Below are 19,630 nucleotides of genomic sequence, written 5' to 3'. Positions count from 1 at the left end.
TCAGGCTCCCTTCAGACCGATGGCGAGATAGTCGAACTCGAAGCCGTACTCGGCGTATCCGCGCACCTTCCGCGAGATCCCGACGAGCCGGTCGGCGAACATCGGGGTCATCGCCCCGCCCTTCTCGATCACCATCGTCTGCGCCTGGCCGTACAGTTCACGGCGCCGAGCGTCGTCCGTCTCGGCGCGCGCCCGGTCGAGCAGGGCGTCGAAGTCCTTGTCGGACCAGGCGGTTTCGTTGTAGCTCGACCCGCTGCGGAAGATCTGCGTCAGCAGCTGGTCGACGGGGCGGCCGGTGTACCAGTAGGTGGCCATCAGCGGCTTCTTCATCCAGATCTGCGTGTAGTACGAGTCCGCCGAAGCCGTCTTGACGCGGACGCGGATGCCGGCGCGTCCGGCCGAGTCCTGGTAGGCGAGCGCCATCGGCGTGAACAGGGGGTCGTAGGACGAGGTGTAGAGGTCCACGGCAAGACCCTCCTGGCCCGCCTTCTTGAGCAGGTACTTCGCCTGTTCCGGATCGTGCTTCGGGTGCGCGGCGATGTGGGCCGGGTCGCTCGGCGGCACCGGGTTGTCCCAGCCCGCGGTGCCCGCGCCCTGAAGGGCGACCTTCACCACGTGCTCGGGGTCGTACGCGAGCTTCATCGCCTGCCGGACACGGACGTCGGTGAAGGGCTTCTCCGTGGTGAGCATCGGCAGGACGTACCACTGGGCGTTCTGCACGCGCGCGATGGTGGCCCGGTCGGAGGCGGCGACCACGCGGGCGGTCGCGAAGTCGAGGTTGGTCTGGGAGAGCAGGTCGACCTGGCCCGCGAGGAGGGCGTTGGAGCGGGCGGACATGTCGGCGACCGAGTAGAAGGCGATGGCGTCCAGGACCGGAGCGCCCGCCCAGTGGTCCGGGTACGCGGTGACGCGGCCGGGGCCCGCGGGGGCGAACGACTCCAGCTTGAAGGGGCCGGTGCCGATGCCGGTGCGGCCGATGGACTTCGCGCTGCCGTCGGGGACGACGTAGCAGTTGTAGTGCGTGAGGAGGCTCGGGAACTCGGCGTTCGGGGTCTTGAGCGGGACGACCAGGGTGTGGGGGTCGGGGGTGCGCAGCCGGTCCGGGTCGATGAGGGGCGCCAGTACCGCCGCCTGTGGGGACGCGGTCGCCTCGTCGAGGATGTGGCGGAGCGTGTAGGCCGCGTCGGCGGAGGTGAAGGCGCGGCCGTTGTGGAAGGTAACGCCCTTGCGGAGGCGGAAGGTCCAGGTGCGGGCCTTGCTGTCGGGCTCCCAGGACTGTGCGAGGTCGGGGGCGAGGTGGCCCTTGGCGTCCATGCGGACCAGCCGGTTGTAGAGGGCGCCCAGGTATTCGTACGCCGACAGGGCGCTCGCCGGGTCCAGCGTCTCGGCATCCGAGGCGGGCGGCCGGGCGATGCGCAGGGTGCCGCCGCGGTCCGGGGCGCCCTTCGCCGCGGCGGACGGCAGGACGGGGGCGGACGCGGCCCCCGTGCAGCCGGTCAGCAGCCAGGAGGCACCGAGCGACGCCGCCGAGGCCACGCCTGCGGCAAGCACCGAGCGCCGTCCCGGGTGGTGGATGTCGGACATGTACCGACCGTCCCTCTCGCTATGCGTTCAGCATTCGTTCAGCGGAACGATTGAGTGGAGTGCGTGAACGATAACGAGGGGTCGGTTTCCCGCCAACCCCTCGGGCGCGGAAATCAACCGGAATTAACCGGCGAAACGTGCTGGTTACGTGCGGGAGGAGGCGCCGCGGGGCGGCGAAATCGTTGGACAGCGGGGGCCGTTGACCAGTGGGATGGCGCCCATGTGTGCCCAGAAGATGCGTCCGGACGAAGTGGACATCGACGCCGCCCTGGTGAGCCGGCTGATCGCCCGGCAGTTCCCCGAGTGGGCGGGGCTGCCCGTGGCTCGGCTGGAGTCCTCCGGCACCGAGAACGCGATGTTCCGGCTCGGCGACGACCTGGTGGTACGGCTCCCCCGGCATCCCGGTGCCGTCGGCGACGTGGAGCACGAGCAGCGCTGGCTGCCCCGGCTGGCGCCGCTGCTGCCGACCCCGGTGCCCGAGCCGGTCGGGCGGGGTGTGGCGGGCGACGGGTTCCCATGGGTGTGGTCGGTGTTCCGGTGGCTGGACGGGCGTAATCCGGCCGTCGACGCGCTCGACGATCCCGAGGCGCTGGCCGGGGAGCTGGCGGCGTTCATCGGCGCCCTGCGCCGCGTGGACCCCACGGGCGCTCCGATCGGCTACCGGGGGATTCCGCTGGCGAACCGGGACGCGCCGACGCGTGAGGCGATCACCCAGCTGGCGGGCGCCGTCGACACGGACGCGGTGACGGCGCTGTGGGAAGCGGCCCTGCGGGTCCCCGCGCACGCCGGGCCGCCCGTCTGGGCGCACGGGGACCTGTCACCCGGAAACGTGCTGGTGGCCGACGGACGGCTGAGCGCGGTGATCGACTTCGGGACCCTGGGCGTCGGCGACCCGGCCGTGGATCTGATCGTGGCCTGGAATCTCCTGCCGGCGTCGGCCCGCCCCGTCCTCCGTCACGCTCTCGGTGTCGACGACGCCGAGTGGGCGCGGGGCCGGGGCTGGGCGCTGTCGGTCTCGCTGATCCAGCTGCCGTTCTACTGGGAGACGAATCCGCCGCTGGCGGCAAACTCACGGCATGTGATCAAGGAGATCCTGGCCGAGGCCGGGTAGCGGCGGACCGGCCGCCGGGTGCTCGGCGACCGGTCACCGCGCTGGGTGCCCTACTCCCCCGCCGCCGCCTTCTCCAGCGCGGCGATGTCGATCTTGCCCATCTTCATCATGGCGCCGATCGCGCGGGTGGCCTTCTCCACGTCCGGGTCGGTGGTCAGCTCGATGAGGCGGTCGGGGATGACCTGCCAGGACAGGCCGTACTTGTCCTTCAGCCAGCCGCAGGGGCCGGGCTCGCCACCGCCCTCGATGAACTTGTTCCAGTAGAAGTCGACCTCTTCCTGGTCCGCACAAGCGATCATGAAGGAGATCGCCTCGGTGAACTTGAACTGCGGGCCGCCGTTGAGGGCCACGAACCGCTGGCCGTTGGCCGTGAAATCGACGGTCATCACGGATCCGGCGGGCTGCATGGCGCCCTCGGTGTAGCGGGCCACCTTGCCGATGCTGGAGTTCTTGAAGATCGAGACGTAGTAGTGGGCGGCTTCCTCGGCCTGGTCCTCGAACCAGAGACACGTGGTGAATCCGTCGGTGGCCATGTGTACCTCCTGGGGCATGGAACGCGGTCACCTGTATCGACCGGTCCTGTCTCCAGAACTCATCGGTCGGGCGGCGGATTAATCCACGTGGCCGTTACACGGTCCCGGCATAGCATCGCGAGCATGACATCGACGCCCGCCGACGGCATCCGTCCCTTCCGTATCGACGTCCCGCAGAGCGACCTCGATGATCTCCACGACCGGCTCGACCGCACCCGCTGGCCGGACATGCTTCCGGGGGTGGGGTGGTCGTACGGCGTCCCGCGCGACTACCTCCAGGAGCTCGCCCGGTACTGGCGGCACGAGTACGACTGGCGTGCGGCCGAGGCTCAGCTCAACGAGTGGCCCCAGTTCACGACCACCGTCGACGGCGCGAAGGTGCACTTCGCGCATATCCGCTCTCCGGAACCGAACGCCACGCCCCTGATCATCACGCACGGCTGGCCGGGCTCGATCGTCGAATTCCTGGACGTCGTAGGGCCGTTGACGGATCCGGCCGCACACGGGGGCGATCCGGCCGACGCGTTCCATGTCGTCGTACCGAGCATTCCGGGGTTCGGGCTTTCGGGGCCCACTCCGGACACCGGCTGGGAGGCGGGGCGGGTCGCCGACGCGTGGGCCGAGGTGATGACGCGGCTCGGCTACGAGCGGTTCGGCGCGCAGGGCGGTGACTGGGGGTCGGCCATCTCCCGCGAACTGGGCCGCGCCTACCCGGACCGGTTGATCGGCGTGCACCTCAATCTGCTGCCGGGCGCGCAGGCGACCCATGAACCGACGGCCGAGGAGCTGGACGCGCTGAGCCCCGAGGAGCGGGAGCGCACGCTCGCCTCCTGGCGCGGCTGGAGCGCCTGGTCCCGCGAGGGCACGGGGTACGCCGTCCTGCAGTCCACCAAGCCGCAGACCGTGGCGTACGGGCTCACGGACTCCCCCGTCGGCCAACTCGCCTGGATCGTCGAGAAGTTCCAGGAGTGGACGGACTCGGCGGAGCTGCCCGAGGAGGCCGTCGACCGGGACCGGCTGCTGACCAACGTGATGCTGTACTGGCTGACCGGGACCGCCGGTTCGTCCGCCCGGATCTACTACGAGCGCGCGCACGCCCCGGCCGACCGGGCCGGAGCGCCCAGGCAGCCGTCGACCGCGCCGACCGCGCTCGCCCTCTTCCCCGCCGAACCGCAGATCGCGCTGCGGCACAAGGGGGACCGCACGGAGAACATCGTGCGGTGGACGGAGCTCGACCGCGGTGGGCACTTCGCCGCGATGGAGGAACCGGATCTGCTGGTCGAGGACGTGCGGGCGTTCTTCCGGCAACTGCGCGAGAAGGGTGACGGCTGACCGTAGGCGAGCAGGGCTCTGCCCACGGCGAATCTGCCACGGGCAGAGAAATCCCCGGTGAGGGGCGTTCCCGGCCGAGAGTGGAGAGCGCAGGCCACTGCGACTCGACCCATCGACGTCTACAACGCGACGTCGATGGGTCGACATCTCGACATCTCGACTAGGAGCGCGCCGATGTCTCCACTCACCGCCGGCCGGGGGCCGGACCTCATGCCACGGGCCGAGGAGGGCGACACCCCTCCAACCCGCCTCGACGACCACCTCGCCGCCCAACTGCTCGGCCAGCGCATCGTGTTGCTGGGCACCCAGGTCGACGAGGTCTCCGCCAACCGGATCTGCTCACAACTGCTGATCCTGTCCGCCGAGGACCCGCGCACGGACATCAGCCTGTACATCAACAGTCCGGGCGGCTCGGTCTACGCGGGCCTCGCCATCTACGACACGATGCGGCTGATCCCGAACGATGTCTCGACGCTGGCGATGGGTTTCGCGGCGAGCATGGGCCAGTTCCTGCTCTGCGGAGGCACGCCCGGCAAGCGGTACGCCCTGCCGAACGCGCGGATCATGATGCACCAGGGGTCGGCGGGCATCGGCGGCACCACCGCCGACATCGAGATCCAGGCGGAGAACCTGGACCACAGCAAGCGGACCATGGAGCGGCTTCTCGCCGAGAACACGGGCCAGACACCGGACACGATCGCCCGGGACGGCGACCGCGACCGCTGGTTCACGGCCGAGGAAGCGATGGAGTACGGCATGGTGGACCGGGTCCTGGAGTCGCTCGCCGACGCCCGCCCGGCCGCCTCGAAGCGACGGATGGGGCTGTGACATGGCGAACTACACGATTCCGTACGTCGTCGAGCGGACGGCGCACGGCGAGCGGTCCTCCGACGTCTTCAGCCGTCTGCTGTCGGAGCGGATCATCTTCCTCGGCACCGAGATCGACGACGGCGTGGCCAATGTCGTCATCGCGCAGCTGCTCCATCTGGAGTCGTCGGCGCCGGAGAACGAGATCGCGATCTACATCAACTCGCCCGGCGGCTCGTTCACTTCGCTGATGGCGATCTACGACACGATGACCTACGTGCAGGCGCCGGTCTCGACGTTCTGCGTGGGCCAGGCGGCCTCCACGGCGGCCGTACTGCTGGCCGGAGGGGATCCGGGTCGGCGGTTCGTGCTGGAGCACGCGCGCGTGCTGCTCGGTCAGCCGGCCAGCGGCGGCAGCCGGGGCGCGATCTCCGATCTCGCGCTCCAGGCCAAGGAGATGGTGCGGATCCGTTCCCAGGTGGAGGAGGTGCTGGCCCGGCACACGCACCACGACATCGCGACGCTGCGCGCGGACATGGACCGCGACAAGGTGTTCACGGCCGAGGAGGCGGTGGCGTACGGATTGGCCGACGAGGTGGTGAGCCGGCGCCTGGTGGGAGTCTGAGGCGCCGGTCCCGTCAGGCGGCCAGGCAGAGGCCGTTGTACGACGACATGCCCGTGGCCCGGCTCCGCGTGAGCTCACTCTGCGCCAGCGAGAGCAGATCGCCGAGGCCCAGGCCGAGGGCGTGGGCGGCGGCCGCGAGGACCTCCGAGGAGGCCTCCTTGCGGCCGCGCTCCACCTCCGACAGATACGGCATGGAGATACGGGCGGCGTCGGCCACGTCCTTGAGCGTCCGCTCCTGCGCGAGCCGCTCGCGCCGCAGCACGTCGCCGATCAGGTCGCGCCAGAGGGGTTCCTTGGGTTCCTTGGGGGTGGCGGGCGCGAGGGGACGAGCGCCGGTCTCCGGGCGCGTCACCGACGGGCGCTGGGACTGCGGACGCTCGGCTGACGAGTGCTCGGCCTGCGGGCGTCGGGCCAACGGGCGCTCGACCTGGGGGCGTTGGGCCGATGGGCGTTCGAGCTGGGGGCGTTGGGCCGATGGGCGCTGGGCCGGCGGGCGCAGAGGGATCACGCGGGCTTGGTTCGGCGCTTGGTTGCTCACCTTCCCAGATTAAATTCCCTCGACTCCAGGGGAAGGGATCAGCATTCCGCCCTGGGTGGAATCGCCGAGGCGGAGGGTGGACGGCCGCTGAACCCACCTGCCCCACACCACTCAATTTCCGCCGCCCGGCGGCCAGATGGGCATGCGGCGTGTGGACCGGGGTACCCGCTTATGAAGAACCGAGCCGGAGTCGCACATGACCCGCGTGGGGAGAGGACGACATGGACACCGCCGTGATGCGGTCGGAGGCAGAGGTCGAGCAGACCGCCGGGACCAGCACGGGGATCGGACCACTGCCGGACATCGAGAACCCGCGGACCGTGGCTCCGCGGGACGCGCGGGAATTGTCCCGCCAGTTCTTCCAGCGCCTGTCGGAACTCGACGAGGGCACACACGCCCACCAGTACGCGCGCAACACACTCATCGAGATGAACATGTCCCTCGTGCGGTTCGCGGCCGGCCGGTTCCGGGGCCGCGGGGACGACATGGAGGACATCGTCCAGACCGGGATGATCGGCCTCATCAAGGCCATCGACCGGTTCGAACTCAGCCGCGAGGTGGAGTTCACGTCGTTCGCGCTGCCGTACATCGTCGGTGAGATCAAGCGGTTCTTCCGGGACACCACCTGGGCCGTGCACGTACCGCGCAGGCTGCAAGAACTGCGCGTCGACCTGGCCAAGGCACGCGACGAACTCGCCGGCCGGCTCGACCGGGAGCCCACCGTCGCCGAACTCGCCACGCTCATGAACATCGACGAGGACCAGGTCATCGAGGCCCAGGTCGCCTCCAACGGCTACAACTCCGCGTCGCTGGACGCCGCGCTCACCGGCGACGGCCCGGAGGACGGGGAGGCGGTGCTCGCCGACTTCATCGGCGTCGAGGAGGACGGGCTGCGGCTCGTCGAGGACTGCCAGTCGCTCGCCCCGCTGATGGCCGAACTCAGCGAGCGGGACCGGCAGATCATTCATATGCGGTTCGTGGAGGAGGCCACGCAGGCGGAGATCGGCGCCCGGCTGGGCTGCTCCCAGATGCATGTGTCCCGGCTGATCAAGCGGATCATCACGCGGCTGCGGCACGGCATGCTGGGCGAGCTGGGCTGCGCCTGACCGCGTCGGGCCGTCAGTCGCAGCTCAGGCCCACCACGACGCGCACGCGCTTACCGACCGGCACGCGCTCGACGGCGACCTCCGTCGCGAGCGCGTGCACTATCTCCAGCCCGTGCCGGCCCACGCGCTCGGGATCCCGGGGGAAGCGCCGGGGCAGCGCGGCGCTGCTGTCGTAGACGCACACCGACACCGCGGTGTCCGTGCCCTCCAGCTCCAGGATGTACGGCCCGTCGCTGTGCCGGTCGGCGTTGGTGACCAGTTCGCTCACCACCAGGAGCAGGGCGCCCTCGGCCCGCTCGTCGATCTCGGCACACCACTCGGTTCTGAGCTGATCGAGGAAGAACGCGGCGAAAGACCGCGCCTCGGCGATACAACCCGGCTCGCCGGTGTAGTGCGCCGCCCGCCGAAGTGGTTCCACGGGCACGTCGAAACCAGTCGCTACCACTGCCCCGTCCAGGTTGTCGATCATGCGTTTCTCTCTCGGAAGCCGGGCTCGCCGGACGCTGCTGCATCAGTGCTCGTACCCCGAGTGGCGCGCGGCAGTCCCCGCAACCGCACAGCCGGTCAGCCGGCGGGCGCTTCCGGTGCGCTCGTGGGGCCCGAGACCGGCGGCGGCTGGGCCGGCGAGGTCTCGGGGGACGGCGGTTCGACGCTTGTCTCAGGCTCCGAGGTCGTCGGTTCGGAGGGCGGGGACTCGGGGCTGGGGGTCACCGAGGAGGGGGCGGTCGACGTCGGCGGGCACTCGGTCGCCCCGTCGGCGGCCTTCGAGTCGCAGGGCGACGGCGAGGTCGGCGTCGACACGCTCACCGAGGGTGAGGGCCGCGCCGGCGGGTCGGTCTTCCGGTCCTTCTCGCCGGTGTCCCCGCGGTGCCGGGCGAACCAGTCGCCGCGCTCGGGGTCGTACACGACGAAGATGTTGATGACCGTCGTCGCGGGCGTGACCACGACGACGTTCGAGGGCCGGTACGACGGCCAGGAGTCACCCGTCTGCCGCGGCATCGTCCGCAGGGCGACAGGTGGGGTGAGCGGGTTGCCGCAGGCGCAGCGCACGCGGGGCACCCCGCGGTCGTCGACGAGGACGGCGGTGCCGGACTGCAGGACGGCCTGGTAGCTGGTGGCGGCGCCGTCGCGGTAGCCATGGTTGGTGACGCGGGTGTCCATGCGCAGCTGTACGGGGGTGAGTGAGCGCAGGTAGGCGGGCACGCCGGACGAGTCGACGCCGGCGACGGAGGCGAATGCCCGGTTCTTGTCCGGGTCGGCCCCCAGCGCCTTGATCTGCTTCTCCACGTCACAGCTGGCGACGTCGCGCGTGCCGCCGTACAGGCCGGGCTCTCCGCCGTCGACGCCGCGCACCGCGTTCGAGGGCGCCGACTGGGAGGGCGACGGGGAGACCGGCGGGGCCGAGCTGTCGGTCGCCGTCGACTCCGTGAAGGGGTCGGGGCCCGTCTTGCCCGCGGCCTGGAGGAAGACCTCGCTGCCCTTGCCCGAGCCGCCGTCGGGGCGGCTGAGGACGACGGCCAGGACGACGGCAGCCACCACGACGGTGGCCAGCACCGCGATACGGGGCACCGACTTCCACCACGGCCGACCGGATTCGGGCGTCTCACCGCCACCGCCCGGCTGGGACGGCGGTCCCGGGGGCGGCGGCTGGGAGGGCCCCGACAGTGGACCGGAGGGTGGTCCTGTGGGGCGGTCCGAGGACGGCGGTTCGACGCTCACGAGCTCTTCTTCCTGACGTGAAATGTCAGTGTTGGCGGGCAATCATGCAATTTCTCCGCAACATCCTCATTGTGTGCCCCGGTGCGGTGGCCCCCGCAAGCCGACGCGGACGGACCTCCCGGCGGGCGAGCTCACCGGCTCCTGCTTAGCGTGGCAGCGTGAGCGCTCGTACCCCCTCCGGCCAGGCGGTCGCCCGTCACGGCTGGGTCCAGGCCGTCGCCGTCGTGCTGGCGGGGCTGATCGCGATGGGAGTGACCGCCGCTCTGGGACTCTGGGCGGCCGGCGCGGCCGATCTGCCGGACGGCGCGTTCCCCCGGGTGGTGGCGGCGACGGTCGTCACGGCCGTCGGCGGGACCATCGAGCTGTCGGGCGACGCGGGGGGCCTGGCCGACAGTTCGGCAGGGCTCACCGTGATCCCGCTGTCCGTCACGCTCGCCGGGGCCCTCGTCCTCGCCGCCGGTTTCCTACGGCCGCTGCGGCACCGGGCGGTGGCAGGCGCCCGGGAGCTGGCGGGCTGGGCGGGCCGGATCGCCGCGCTGTGGGTGCTGGGGCTGCTCGGCCTCGCCCTCGCCGCGCGTCAGACCTTCACGATCACCCTCGGGGACGACACGCTCGGGGAAATCGGCGACCTGTTCGGCATCACGCCGAAGGTCGGCTTCGAGACCGATGTTCCGCTGACGCTCGTGTTCGGCTTGCTGTGGCTGGCCGGTGTGCTGGTGCTGGCGCTGCTGGTCGCACACGGAGCACCACTGCCGCCCCGGCTGCTGCGCTTCCAGGAGTCGGTGCGCCCGGCCGCGTACGCCATGGTCGTCCTGCTCCTCTCCTACGTCGCTCTCGGCCTCGTCATCGCCCTCGTCACCGCCGCGACGCGCGGGCATGCCGCGGAGACCTTCGCGGTGATCCTTCTCGGTCTGCCGAACCTGGTCTGGCTCGCTTTCACCATCGGCCTCGGCGCTACCTGGCAGGGCCAGGTCGAGGGGCCGTTCGGGCTGCCGATGCCGCATGTCCTCGACGAGGTGCTGCGCGGTCCGGACGTCTCCACCCTCAACCTGAGCACGCTCGCCGAGCAGGACGGGCGGGTGTGGTGGCTCGTGGTCGTCGACGCGGTACTGCTGCTGGCCGTCGCGTTCCTGATGGCGGCCCGTTCACCGCGCCGGATGCGGGCGTGGCAGCACGCGGTGCATCTGGCGGTCGCGCTCGCCCTCACGGTTCTCATGGTCTGCCTCGTCGGCCGGATCTCCGCGCACTACGGGCTGTCCGTACTCGGCATCGGCGACCTGGGCGGCGATCTCGGCGGGGAGCTGCTTCTGCGGCCGGAGTTGTGGTCGGCGCTGGGCTTGGCGCTGCTGTGGGGGTTGGTGGCGGGTTTCCTCGGGGCGTTGCCGGCAGGGCGGGTGCGGAGGCGGGGGCAGGCCTGACGCTGTTCTTCGGCTGCTGCGCCGTTGTGGCTGGTCGCGCCCACGCGGCGGTAGCCGCAAGTCAATACAGCCCCGCGCCCCTTTGGGGCGCCTCAGTTCCGCGCTCCAAAGATCGGTGCCGTCCACCGCGGCGGCTGCTTCACCGCCCTCAGCTCTACCTCCGTCGCCGGGTGACCCGCCTCCACCTCACCTCGCGTAGCGACCCGGAGCGCAGTGACGAAGGCCAGGCACGTGTCGTACCGGTCGTCGGGGCTCTTGGCCAGCGCCTTGGCGAACACCGGGTCCACGAGAGGGGCGAGGTCCGGGCGGGAGTCGGTCAGTGGGGGCGGCTCGTCGTACTGGTGGGCCCACAGCAAGGCCATGTCGTCGTCGCGCCGGAAGGGCGGGCGGCCGGCCAGGCACTCGTAGACGACGCAGGCGAACCCGTACACGTCGCAGCGTCCGTCGACGGGTTTGCCGGAGATCTGTTCGGGGGCGACGTAGTCGAGGGTGCCGACGAACTGGCCGACGGTGGTGAAGCCGGTCAGGGACAGGGACTTCTTCGTCAGGCCGAAGTCGGTGAGGTAGACGTGCTCGGGGTGGTCGCTGTCGGTGCCGCGGGAGACCAGGATGTTGCCGGGTTTCACATCCCGGTGCACCAGGCCGTGCTCGTGGGCCGCGTCGAGCGCCGAGGCGATCTGGGCGGCGACGCGCAGGACGGTCGGGGGCGGCAACGGTCCCTGGCGGTCGAGGAGATGACGCAGATCGCTGCCGGCCACGTAGCGCATCGCGATGTACAGGACGCCGTCCGTCTCGCCCGCCTCGAAGACCGGGACGATGTGCGGGTGGTCGATCGCGGCGGCCGCCCGGGACTCGTGGGTGAAGCGGCGGCGGAACGTGTCGTTGCGGGCGAGTTCGGGGGCGAGGAGCTTGAGGGCGACGGTGCGGTCCAGGCGCAGGTCCCGGGCGCGGTAGACGACGGCCATGCCGCCGCGGCCGATCTCACGCTCGATGCGGTAGCCCGCGACCTGCCTGCCGATCAGTTCGGAGGGGCGGCCGGAGAAGAGGCTCGTGTCACGTGCCATCGGGTGTCACCACCTGCGTCGGGGCGTGGCCGGCGGCGCGGGGCGCGTCGTCCGTCGCGAGCGTGCTCGCCCGCACCCCGTCCGCGTAGACCCACCGCGCATTCTCGACGTCGTACAGCCACACGTGCTCCCCGTCGACGACGATCCCGACGCGCAGCCCCTGCGTACGGCTGCGGAAGGCCTCTCCGTCGAGGGTGCCGGCGGCGAGTTCCCCGACCGCGGCGCGGTAGTGCGCGAGGGTCTGTTCGGCGTGGGCGAGAAGGGGGCGTGGGTCGTCGCCGGGGGTGAGCGGTCCGCCGGGCAGGGGTGGATCCTGGGGTACGGCGACCAGGCAGCGGCCGTCGACCCAGGCCGACCAGCCGTTGGCGCACAGGACGTGGCCCCAGTCGCCGCGTCGCTCGACGAGTTGCACCGGGAGCAGTGGGTCGAGGGCCACGCTGGGCCGGGCGGGGTCGGGGGTCTCCCAGGCGGGCATGCCGTGCTGCGGGACGACGTGGGTGGGGCGGAAGCCGGTGGTCGCCGTCATGGCCGCCTACTTCCGCATCACGACGGGTTCGTGCCGACGCAGCAGCCGGGACACCGCGTAGCCGAAGACCGCCGACAGCACGACCAGCATGCCCACGTTGAGCAGCCACACGCCGGCCGAGTGCTTGAACAGCGGGTCGCCGGTGAGTTCGCCGGGCACGATCCGGGCGAGGCCCACGGTGCCGGCCATGGCGCCGAGCGCCCACCGGGAGGGCACGATCCAGGACAGCTGCTCCAGGCCGGGCACACCGTGGAGTTTCAGCAGGGCGCCGCAGAAGACGACTTGCACGATCGCGAGCAGCACCAGCAGCGGCATCGTCACCTCCTCCTTGCGCACCAGTGCCGACACGAGCAGGCCGAGCATCATGGCGGTGAAGGCGAGCAGGGCGACGGCCACCGTGATCTCGATGAGCGGCGGCATCAACACGCCTTTTCCGCCGGGCGCGTTGAGGTCGACGCCGAGCAGCGCGACGAGGGTGAGCACGATCGCCTGGAGGACGGTGATCGTGCCAAGCACGACGACCTTGGACATCAGGTACGCCGATCTGGACAGGCCCACGGCTCGCTCGCGCTGGTAGATGACGCGTTCCTTGACCAGTTCGCGTACCGCGTTGGCCGCGCCGGTGAGGACGCCGCCGACGCACAGGATCAGCAGGGCGTTCATCGCCGTCTCCTGCGTCAGCTTGCTGCCCGCCAGTGCGCGGGCCATGGCGCCCATCACGAACGGCAGCGCGATCATGATGGCGAGGAAGGTGCGGTCGGCGCCGAGTGCCGCGGAGTACCGGCGGATCAGGGTGCCCAGCTGGGCGCCGCGGCTGCGCGGCCGGGGCGGCGGGGCGACGGCGACCGGGGCGGAGCCGTCCAGCAGGGGCTGCGCGGTCGCGTCGGTGATGTACCGGCGGTGGAGGGGCGAGGCACGGAAGTCACCGGCCCAGTCCCGGTCGGTGTCTCGCTCGAACGCCTCGAAGGCCTCCGGCCACTGCTCGAAACCGAAGAAGGCGAGGGCCTCGTCGGGAGGTCCGTAGTACGCGATCCTGCCTCCGGGCGCGAGCACCAGGAGCCGGTCACAGACGTCGAGGCTCAGGACGCTGTGGGTGACCACGATGACGGTCCGGCCGTCGTCGGCGAGGCCGCGCAGCATGTGCATCACCGAGCGGTCCATGCCGGGGTCCAGACCCGAGGTCGGCTCGTCGAGGAAGAGCAGCGACGGCTTGGTCAGCAGTTCCATGGCCACGCTGACCCGCTTGCGCTGTCCGCCGGACAGACTGTGCACGGGTTGCCGGGCGCGCTGCTCCAGGCCCAGTTCACGGATCACCTCGTCGACCCGGTCCCGGCGCTCGGCCTTGGCGGTGTCCTGCGGGAAGCGCAGTTCGGCGGCGTAGGACAGGGCGCTGCGGACGGTCAGCTGGGCGTGCAGGATGTCGTCCTGCGGGACGAGGCCGATGCGCTGGCGCAGTTCGGCGTAGTCGCGGTAGAGGTCGCGGCCGTCGTAGAGGACGGTGCCGTGGTCGGCGGGGCGCTGGCCGGTCAGGGCGTTGAGCAGGGTGGATTTACCGGCGCCGCTCGGGCCGACGACCGCGAGCAGGCACTTCTCCCCCACCGGGAACGACACATGGTCGAGGAGTGTCTTGCGGCCGCGGTCGACGGCGACCGCGAGGTCCTGTACGTCGAGGGAGACCTCGCCGGTGTCGACGTACTCCTGCAACTGGTCGCCGACCAGGCAGAACGCCGAGTGGCCGATGCCGACGATGTCACCGGGGCCCATCGGCGCGCGGGTCACGGGCAGGCCGTTGAGGAAGGTGCCGTTGTGGCTGCCGAGGTCGGCGATCTCGTAGCTGCCGTCCGGGAGGGCACGCAGTTCGGCGTGCCGGCGGGAGACGACCAGGTCGTCGATGACCAGGTCGTTGTCGTCGGCGCGGCCGATGCGGACGGTGCGGCTGGGCAGCGGCCGTACGGTGGTGGGCCGGCGGAAGGTGCCGGTGCGGTTCGGCATGGAGACCGCGGAGGGGCGCTCCGGGGCCGGTGCGGCGGGCCCGACCAGGAGGGCACGGGGGCCGTCGGAGGCGTTGCCGAAGCGGATCTCGCAGCCGGGGCCGACGTCTCCTGCCTCGATACGGCGGCCGTCGGCGTAGGTGCCGTTGGTGCTGTGCTCGTCCTCGAGGGTCCAGTGGCCGTCCTCGGCCCGCAGCACCGCGTGGTGCCACGAGACCCGGGCATCGTCGATGACGATGTCGCTCAGTGGATCGCGCCCGACGTGGTACTCGCGGCCCGGACTCATCACCGTGGAGCCGGTGTCGGTCTCCAGGACGAGTTCGGGCGCCGTCGGCGCGACCGGCCGCTGCACCATGCCGGAATTCTATCGATCTGTTCAGATATGCGCGCGACGCGGAGGCTTCAGGCGACCGGCGCGAACAGGGCCGCGGCGGTCCGCTGCATACGCAGGGCGTCCACGGACTCCGCCAGCAGCTCGTACTCGGTGGTGTCATCGCTGACGGCCACCCTGATTAATCGCCCCTCGGCCAACGCCTCGGCGATCAGTTCCTGCTGGTCCACGTCACGGCACCAGCCGCGGAGCACGGCGGGCACGTCGGCCACCGTGTCGGCGACCGGGACGAGCGCGCCGGGCGGCAGATGCTCCGCCTCGGGCTGCGGATCCAGCCGGTCGGCGATCCACAAGGCACGGTCACGCAGCCACCACAGGGCGAGGGCGAGCGTGGGAGCCCGGTATGTCCCTAAGGGCACACCTATGCGCCGGCCGGCGCAGGTGCCGTACCCCGTGACATGGCACAGGAATTCGTCGTGCACGATCCACTCCCCGTTCGTTCCGCTCGCCGGCCGGCCGTTCCTCGCTTTCCTGCGGCTCTGGTGCTGTGCGTGGCTCGTGCGCGGTGCGTGACGGATGTTGCGCCGACTGTGAAGGCCCCTGGAGTCGAGTATGTTCACGACTGAATCACTGTCACCATGAATTTCCGGCCACTCTCCTGGCATATTCAGGGCGGCCGTTGGCCGAAAGGCGGCGGGCGCGGCCATTACCCGCGGGGTAATCGACGGTCTCCTCCGAGCCGGGCATGGTTGCGGTACCCGGTCACCGCGACCGTGATCCGGGCTCCGACCAGCACGTACGACCTCGATGGAGGCTGATTCCGCATGCCCGCGAACACCGACCGTTACGAGAGCGCCGTCGCCCGCTACTTCGAGGCCTGGAACGCCGTCGAGCCGGAGGAACTGGCCAAAGCGGTAGCCGCCGCCTGGACAACGGACGGCGGCTACACCGACCCGCTCGCCGACGTCAGCGGCCACGAGCAGATCGCGGCCGTGATCGCCGCGGCCCACGAGCAGTTCCCCGGTTTCGCCTTCCGACCGCTGGGCGCCGTCGACGGGCACCACGACACGGCGCGCTTCTCCTGGGAGCTGGTGAACGAGACCGACGGGGCGGCGCCCGTCGCCGGCTCCGATGTGATCACGCTGGCCGCGGACGGCCGCATCCGGTCCGTGCTGGGCTTTCTGGACCGGGTGCCCACCGGGGCGTGAGGCTCGCGGTGGTCCTGGTGAATGCGGCGGCGGTTCGGCAGCGCCCCGAAGGGGCGCGGGGCTGTATCGATGTGCGGCTCCGCCGCGTGGGCGCGACCAGCCACGACGGACCAGCAGACGACCGGCGACCTCAGTGCACGGCTCGCGGAGCGCTCAGCGCGTCGATCCGGGCCAGTTCATCCGCGTCGAAGTCGAGGTTGCGGATGGCGCCGACGCTGTCCTCGATCTGCTGCGGGCTGCTCGCGCCGACGAGTGCGGACGTCACCCGACCGCCGCGCAGGACCCAGGCCAGGGCCATCTGGGCCAGGGTCTGGCCGCGGGACTTGGCGATGTCGTCGAGGTCGCGCAGCCGGGCGACCAGATCCCCGGTCAGCGCCTCGGACTTCAGGAACGGACTGTCACCGGCGGCCCGAGAGTCCTCCGGGATTCCGTCGAGGTAGCGCGCGGTGAGCACGCCCTGGTCCAGCGGGGAGTAGGCGATGGAGCCGACCTGCAACTCGTCGAGGGCGTCCAGCAGACCCCCGTCCTCGGGGCGGCGGTCGGTCATCGAGTAGCGCGGCTGGTGGATCAGCAGTGGGGTGCCCAGCTCACCGAGGATGCGGGCGGCCTCACGGGTCTGCTCCGCCGAGTAGTTGGAGACGCCCACGTACAGCGCCTTGCCCTGCTGCACCGCCGAGTGCAGGGCGCCCATCGTCTCCTCCAGGGGAGTCTCCGGGTCGGGGCGGTGCGAGTAGAAGATGTCGACGTAGTCCAGGCCCATACGGGCGAGGGACTGGTCGAGCGAGGAGAGCAGGTACTTGCGGGAGCCCCACTCGCCGTACGGACCGGGCCACATCAGGTAGCCGGCCTTGGTCGAGATGACCAGCTCGTCGCGGTAGGCCGCGAAGTCCGCCTTCAGGGCCTCGCCGAAGGCGCTCTCGGCGGCGCCGGGCGGCGGGCCGTAGTTGTTCGCCAGGTCGAAGTGGGTGACGCCGAGGTCGAAGGCGCGGCGCAGGATCGCGCGCTGTGTCTCGACCGGGCGGTCCGGACCGAAGTTGTGCCACAGGCCGAGCGACAGGGCGGGCAGCCTCAGGCCGCTGCGTCCGGTGCGCCGGTAGGGCATGTCCGCGTAACGGTCGGTGTGTGCGGTGTACAACGCGACTCCAGAGGGGTTGGCGCGGGTTTCCTGACTACCTTTGTCCACTTCCACTCTTTCGCGACCTGGGGGCATTGGTCCAACAGAAGAATCCGATGGAATTCAGCGGATAGGCTTCTCAGTCATGGAACTGCGCCATCTTCAGCACTTTGTCGCGGTCGCCGAGGACCAGCACTTCACCCGTGCCGCCGAGCGGCTGCTGGTGTCCCAGTCCGGCCTGTCCGCCTCCATCCGGGCGCTGGAGCGGGAGTTGCAGACCCCGCTGTTCGTGCGGACGACGCGCCGGGTGACGCTCACCCCGGCCGGGCGGGCGCTGCTGGTCGAGGCGGAGCGGATCCTCGCCCAGGTGCGGGCGGCCCATGAGGCGGTGGCCGCGGTGCAGGGGGTGCTGCGCGGCATGCTGGCGCTCGGGTCGGAGCAGTGCATCGCGGGGGTGCATGTGGCCGGGCTGCTCGCCGCGTTCCGGGGCCGCCACCCGGACGTGGAGATCTGCCTGCGGCAGGCGGGCTCGGGCGCGCTGGCGGAGGAGGTCGCGGCCGGACGGCTCGATCTGGCGTTCACCGTCCGGACGGCGGGCGAGGACACCGATCAGCTGCGGGCCGTGCCCCTCACCAGCGAGCCGATGACGGTGCTGTGCCATCCCGGCCACCGGCTGGCGGCGACCGGTACGGCCGTGACCCTGGAGGAGCTGGGCGGCGAGGTCTTCGTCGACTTCCACCCGGACTGGGGGCCGCGCCGCACCACCGACGCCGCGTTCGCCGACGCGGGCGTACGGCGGACGGTCGCCCTGGAGGTGAACGACGTGCACAGCCTGCTGGACATGGTCGACGAGAACCTCGGCATCGCCGTCGTACCGCGGCATTTCCGGCACAAGCGCGAATCGCTGACGGCCCTGTCGGTGAAGGACACCGACGAGATCGTGTACGAGACGGTCGCCCTGCTGCCGCCCGCGCAGGCCACGAGCCCGGCGGCGCGGGCCCTGATGGCTCTGCTGGAAACAGAGGGCGCGTGACGGACGGCGATGCGCGATGGTGGAGCCATGCATGCCAAGGACATCCTCATCGACGCGTACGACCGCATCCAGGAAGAAGTCCACGCCGCCGTCGAGGGCCTCGGCCCCGACGACCTCAACGCCCGGCCGTCCACCGACGCCAACTCCATCACCTGGCTGGTCTGGCATCTCACCCGCGTCCAGGACGACCACATCGCCGACGCCTTCGCGCTCGACCAGGTGTGGCTCACCCGGGACTGGCACAAGACCTTCGGTCTCGACCTGCCGCGCCACGACACCGGGTACGGGCACTCGTCGGCCAAGGTCGCCAAGGTGCGGGTCGACTCCGGTGAGCTGCTGACCGGCTACTACGACGCCGTGCACGAGCAGACGCTCGGGGCCCTGCGTGGGCTGGCCGCCAAGGATCTGGAGCGCATCGTGGACGAGCGCTGGGATCCGCCGGTCAGTCTGGGCGTCCGGCTGGTCAGCGTCCTGTCCGACGATCTGGAGCACGTCGGACAGGCCGCCTACGTCCGGGGACTGCTTCAGAGCAGGTAGCCCGGCAGGACGACGTCCTCGATGAGGGCCTTGCGCTCGTCGAACGGGATGAACGCGCTCTTCACGGCGTTCACCGTGACCGTGCGCAGGTCCTCGACACCCCAGCCCGCCTCTTCGACCAGCAGGGACATCTCCCGGGTCATCGTCGTGCCGGAGACCAGACGGTTGTCGGTGTTGAGGGTGACCCGGAAGCCCAGATCCTTCAGGGCGGTGATCGGGTGGCCGGCGATCGAGGTGGCGGCGCCGGTCTGCAGGTTGGAGGTCGGGCACATCTCCAGCGCGATACGGCGGTCCCGTACCCAGCCCGCGAGACGGCCGAGCTTGCCGTCCACGATGTCCTCGGTGATCCGCACGCCGTGGCCGATGCGCTGGGCGCCGCACACCTGGAGGGCCTGGTGGATGCTGGGCAGCCCGTGCGCCTCGCCGGCGTGGATCGTGAACGGGACGCTCTCGCGACGCAGATGCTCGAAGGCGGCGAGGTGGTCGGCGGGCGGGAAGCCGTCCTCGGCGCCGGCGATGTCGAAGCCGACGACTCCGGCGTCCCGGAAGGCGACGGCCAGGTCGGCGGCCTCGCGGACGCGGTCGAACATCCGCATCCCGCACAGCAGCGTGCCCATCCGGACCGGCGTGCCCGCGGCCGCCGCCTTCGCCATGCCGGCCGCCAGCCCCTGCTGCACGGTCTCGACGACCTCCGGCAGGGTCAGCCCGCCCTTGAGCATCAGCTCGGGCGCGTACCGCGTCTCGGCGTAGACCACGCCGTCCTCGGCGAGGTCGAGGACGTACTCCTCGGCGGTGCGCAGCAGTCCCTCGCGGGTCTGCATCACGGCGAGGGTGTGCTCGAAGGTGGCGATGTAGCGGACCAGGTCGCCGGAGTTCGCGGCCTCGAAGTACCAGGCGGCGAGGGCGTCGGGGTCGGTGGTGGGCAGGGTGTGGCCGACCTCGTCCGCCAGCTCCACCAGTGTGGCGGGGCGCAGTCCGCCGTCGAGGTGGTCGTGCAGGACGGCCTTGGGGAGGCGGCGGAGAGCGGCGGCGTCTATGCGCGTAGATGACATG

Annotated in this window: 20 protein-coding genes; 9 read left to right on the top strand and 11 right to left on the bottom strand. The window is 71.0% G+C overall.

The features are described from left to right. On the bottom strand, positions 1-1,584 hold the full coding sequence (locus OG828_RS45365) for an ABC transporter substrate-binding protein (RefSeq protein WP_328504442.1): 1,584 nt from the start codon (positions 1,582-1,584) through the stop codon (positions 1-3). Between the two features lie 220 nt (positions 1,585-1,804). Between OG828_RS45365 and OG828_RS45360 the strand changes: the two genes are divergently transcribed. After that, positions 1,805-2,695, top strand: coding sequence for an aminoglycoside phosphotransferase family protein (locus OG828_RS45360; protein ID WP_328370580.1), 891 nt, complete (start codon positions 1,805-1,807; stop codon positions 2,693-2,695). A gap of 50 nt (positions 2,696-2,745) precedes the next feature. Here the strand turns inward: OG828_RS45360 and OG828_RS45355 are convergent, their stop codons facing one another. After that, a complete protein-coding gene (locus OG828_RS45355) occupies positions 2,746-3,228 on the bottom strand; it encodes a VOC family protein (protein WP_328370577.1) in 483 nt (160 codons plus the stop codon). Between the two features lie 123 nt (positions 3,229-3,351). On the opposite strand from OG828_RS45355, the gene OG828_RS45350 reads away from it, so the two are divergent. From OG828_RS45350 to OG828_RS45340, 3 genes are all read left to right on the top strand, one after another. Then, on the top strand, positions 3,352-4,560 hold the full coding sequence (locus OG828_RS45350) for an epoxide hydrolase family protein (protein WP_328504441.1): 1,209 nt from the start codon (positions 3,352-3,354) through the stop codon (positions 4,558-4,560). A gap of 174 nt (positions 4,561-4,734) precedes the next feature. After that, entirely contained in the window at positions 4,735-5,388 is a 654-nt protein-coding gene (locus tag OG828_RS45345) for a ClpP family protease (RefSeq protein WP_328504440.1), read from the top strand. 1 nt (position 5,389) lies between these two features. Then, the gene (locus OG828_RS45340) at positions 5,390-5,992 is read left to right on the top strand and encodes a ClpP family protease (protein ID WP_328504439.1); all 603 of its coding nucleotides are present in this window, start codon (positions 5,390-5,392) and stop codon (positions 5,990-5,992) included. A 13-nt stretch (positions 5,993-6,005) separates the two neighbouring features. Here the strand turns inward: OG828_RS45340 and OG828_RS49735 are convergent, their stop codons facing one another. Further along, positions 6,006-6,344, bottom strand: a complete 339-nt coding sequence (locus OG828_RS49735; RefSeq protein ID WP_443062535.1) for a helix-turn-helix domain-containing protein — start codon at positions 6,342-6,344, stop codon at positions 6,006-6,008. Positions 6,345-6,751: 407 nt separating this feature from the next. Here OG828_RS49735 and OG828_RS45330 point away from each other — a divergent pair, with 407 nt between their 5' ends. Next, positions 6,752-7,636, top strand: a complete 885-nt coding sequence (locus OG828_RS45330; RefSeq protein ID WP_328504437.1) for an RNA polymerase sigma factor SigF — start codon at positions 6,752-6,754, stop codon at positions 7,634-7,636. A gap of 13 nt (positions 7,637-7,649) precedes the next feature. Here the strand turns inward: OG828_RS45330 and OG828_RS45325 are convergent, their stop codons facing one another. Beyond that, positions 7,650-8,105, bottom strand: coding sequence for an ATP-binding protein (locus OG828_RS45325; RefSeq protein WP_328370560.1), 456 nt, complete (start codon positions 8,103-8,105; stop codon positions 7,650-7,652). A 95-nt stretch (positions 8,106-8,200) separates the two neighbouring features. After that, the gene (locus OG828_RS45320) at positions 8,201-9,355 is read right to left on the bottom strand and encodes a DUF6777 domain-containing protein (protein ID WP_328504436.1); all 1,155 of its coding nucleotides are present in this window, start codon (positions 9,353-9,355) and stop codon (positions 8,201-8,203) included. 158 nt (positions 9,356-9,513) lie between these two features. On the opposite strand from OG828_RS45320, the gene OG828_RS45315 reads away from it, so the two are divergent. Next, complete coding sequence (locus OG828_RS45315) at positions 9,514-10,773, top strand: streptophobe family protein (protein ID WP_328504435.1); 1,260 nt, start codon at positions 9,514-9,516, stop codon at positions 10,771-10,773. A 92-nt stretch (positions 10,774-10,865) separates the two neighbouring features. Here OG828_RS45315 and OG828_RS45310 read toward each other — a convergent pair whose 3' ends face one another. Genes OG828_RS45310 through OG828_RS45295 form a run of 4 tightly spaced genes read right to left on the bottom strand, consistent with a single transcriptional unit; the run spans position 10,866 to position 15,167 of the window. Beyond that, a complete protein-coding gene (locus OG828_RS45310; RefSeq protein WP_328504434.1) occupies positions 10,866-11,837 on the bottom strand; it encodes a serine/threonine-protein kinase in 972 nt (323 codons plus the stop codon). Continuing rightward, complete coding sequence (locus OG828_RS45305) at positions 11,827-12,363, bottom strand: hypothetical protein (RefSeq protein WP_328504433.1); 537 nt, start codon at positions 12,361-12,363, stop codon at positions 11,827-11,829. The genes OG828_RS45310 and OG828_RS45305 overlap by 11 nt, the downstream gene beginning before the upstream one ends. A 6-nt stretch (positions 12,364-12,369) precedes the next feature. Continuing rightward, entirely contained in the window at positions 12,370-14,709 is a 2,340-nt protein-coding gene (locus tag OG828_RS45300) for an FHA domain-containing protein (RefSeq protein WP_328504432.1), read from the bottom strand. A gap of 47 nt (positions 14,710-14,756) precedes the next feature. Then, entirely contained in the window at positions 14,757-15,167 is a 411-nt protein-coding gene (locus OG828_RS45295; protein WP_328370544.1) for a hypothetical protein, read from the bottom strand. A 342-nt stretch (positions 15,168-15,509) separates the two neighbouring features. Here OG828_RS45295 and OG828_RS45290 point away from each other — a divergent pair, with 342 nt between their 5' ends. Further along, positions 15,510-15,893: a nuclear transport factor 2 family protein gene (locus OG828_RS45290; protein ID WP_328504431.1), complete on the top strand. Its 384-nt coding sequence runs from the start codon at positions 15,510-15,512 to the stop codon at positions 15,891-15,893. A 130-nt stretch (positions 15,894-16,023) separates the two neighbouring features. Here the strand turns inward: OG828_RS45290 and mgrA are convergent, their stop codons facing one another. After that, a complete protein-coding gene (gene mgrA / locus OG828_RS45285; protein ID WP_328504430.1) occupies positions 16,024-17,028 on the bottom strand; it encodes an L-glyceraldehyde 3-phosphate reductase in 1,005 nt (334 codons plus the stop codon). Positions 17,029-17,152: 124 nt separating this feature from the next. On the opposite strand from mgrA, the gene OG828_RS45280 reads away from it, so the two are divergent. Together OG828_RS45280 and OG828_RS45275 are read left to right on the top strand one after the other, a co-directional pair. Further along, positions 17,153-18,040, top strand: a complete 888-nt coding sequence (locus tag OG828_RS45280; RefSeq protein WP_328370536.1) for a LysR substrate-binding domain-containing protein — start codon at positions 17,153-17,155, stop codon at positions 18,038-18,040. Positions 18,041-18,067: 27 nt separating this feature from the next. Continuing rightward, entirely contained in the window at positions 18,068-18,577 is a 510-nt protein-coding gene (locus tag OG828_RS45275; protein ID WP_328504429.1) for a mycothiol transferase, read from the top strand. Here OG828_RS45275 and OG828_RS45270 read toward each other — a convergent pair. Beyond that, a complete protein-coding gene (locus OG828_RS45270) occupies positions 18,565-19,629 on the bottom strand; it encodes an adenosine deaminase (RefSeq protein WP_328504428.1) in 1,065 nt (354 codons plus the stop codon). The two genes, OG828_RS45275 and OG828_RS45270, sit on opposite strands and share 13 nt — an antisense overlap. Position 19,630: the final 1 nt, after the last annotated feature.

Origin of the sequence: Streptomyces sp. NBC_00457 (genome assembly GCF_036014015.1) — a bacterium.
Lineage (GTDB): Bacteria > Actinomycetota > Actinomycetes > Streptomycetales > Streptomycetaceae > Streptomyces.
This window is presented reverse-complemented; position numbering and strand designations above follow the sequence as displayed.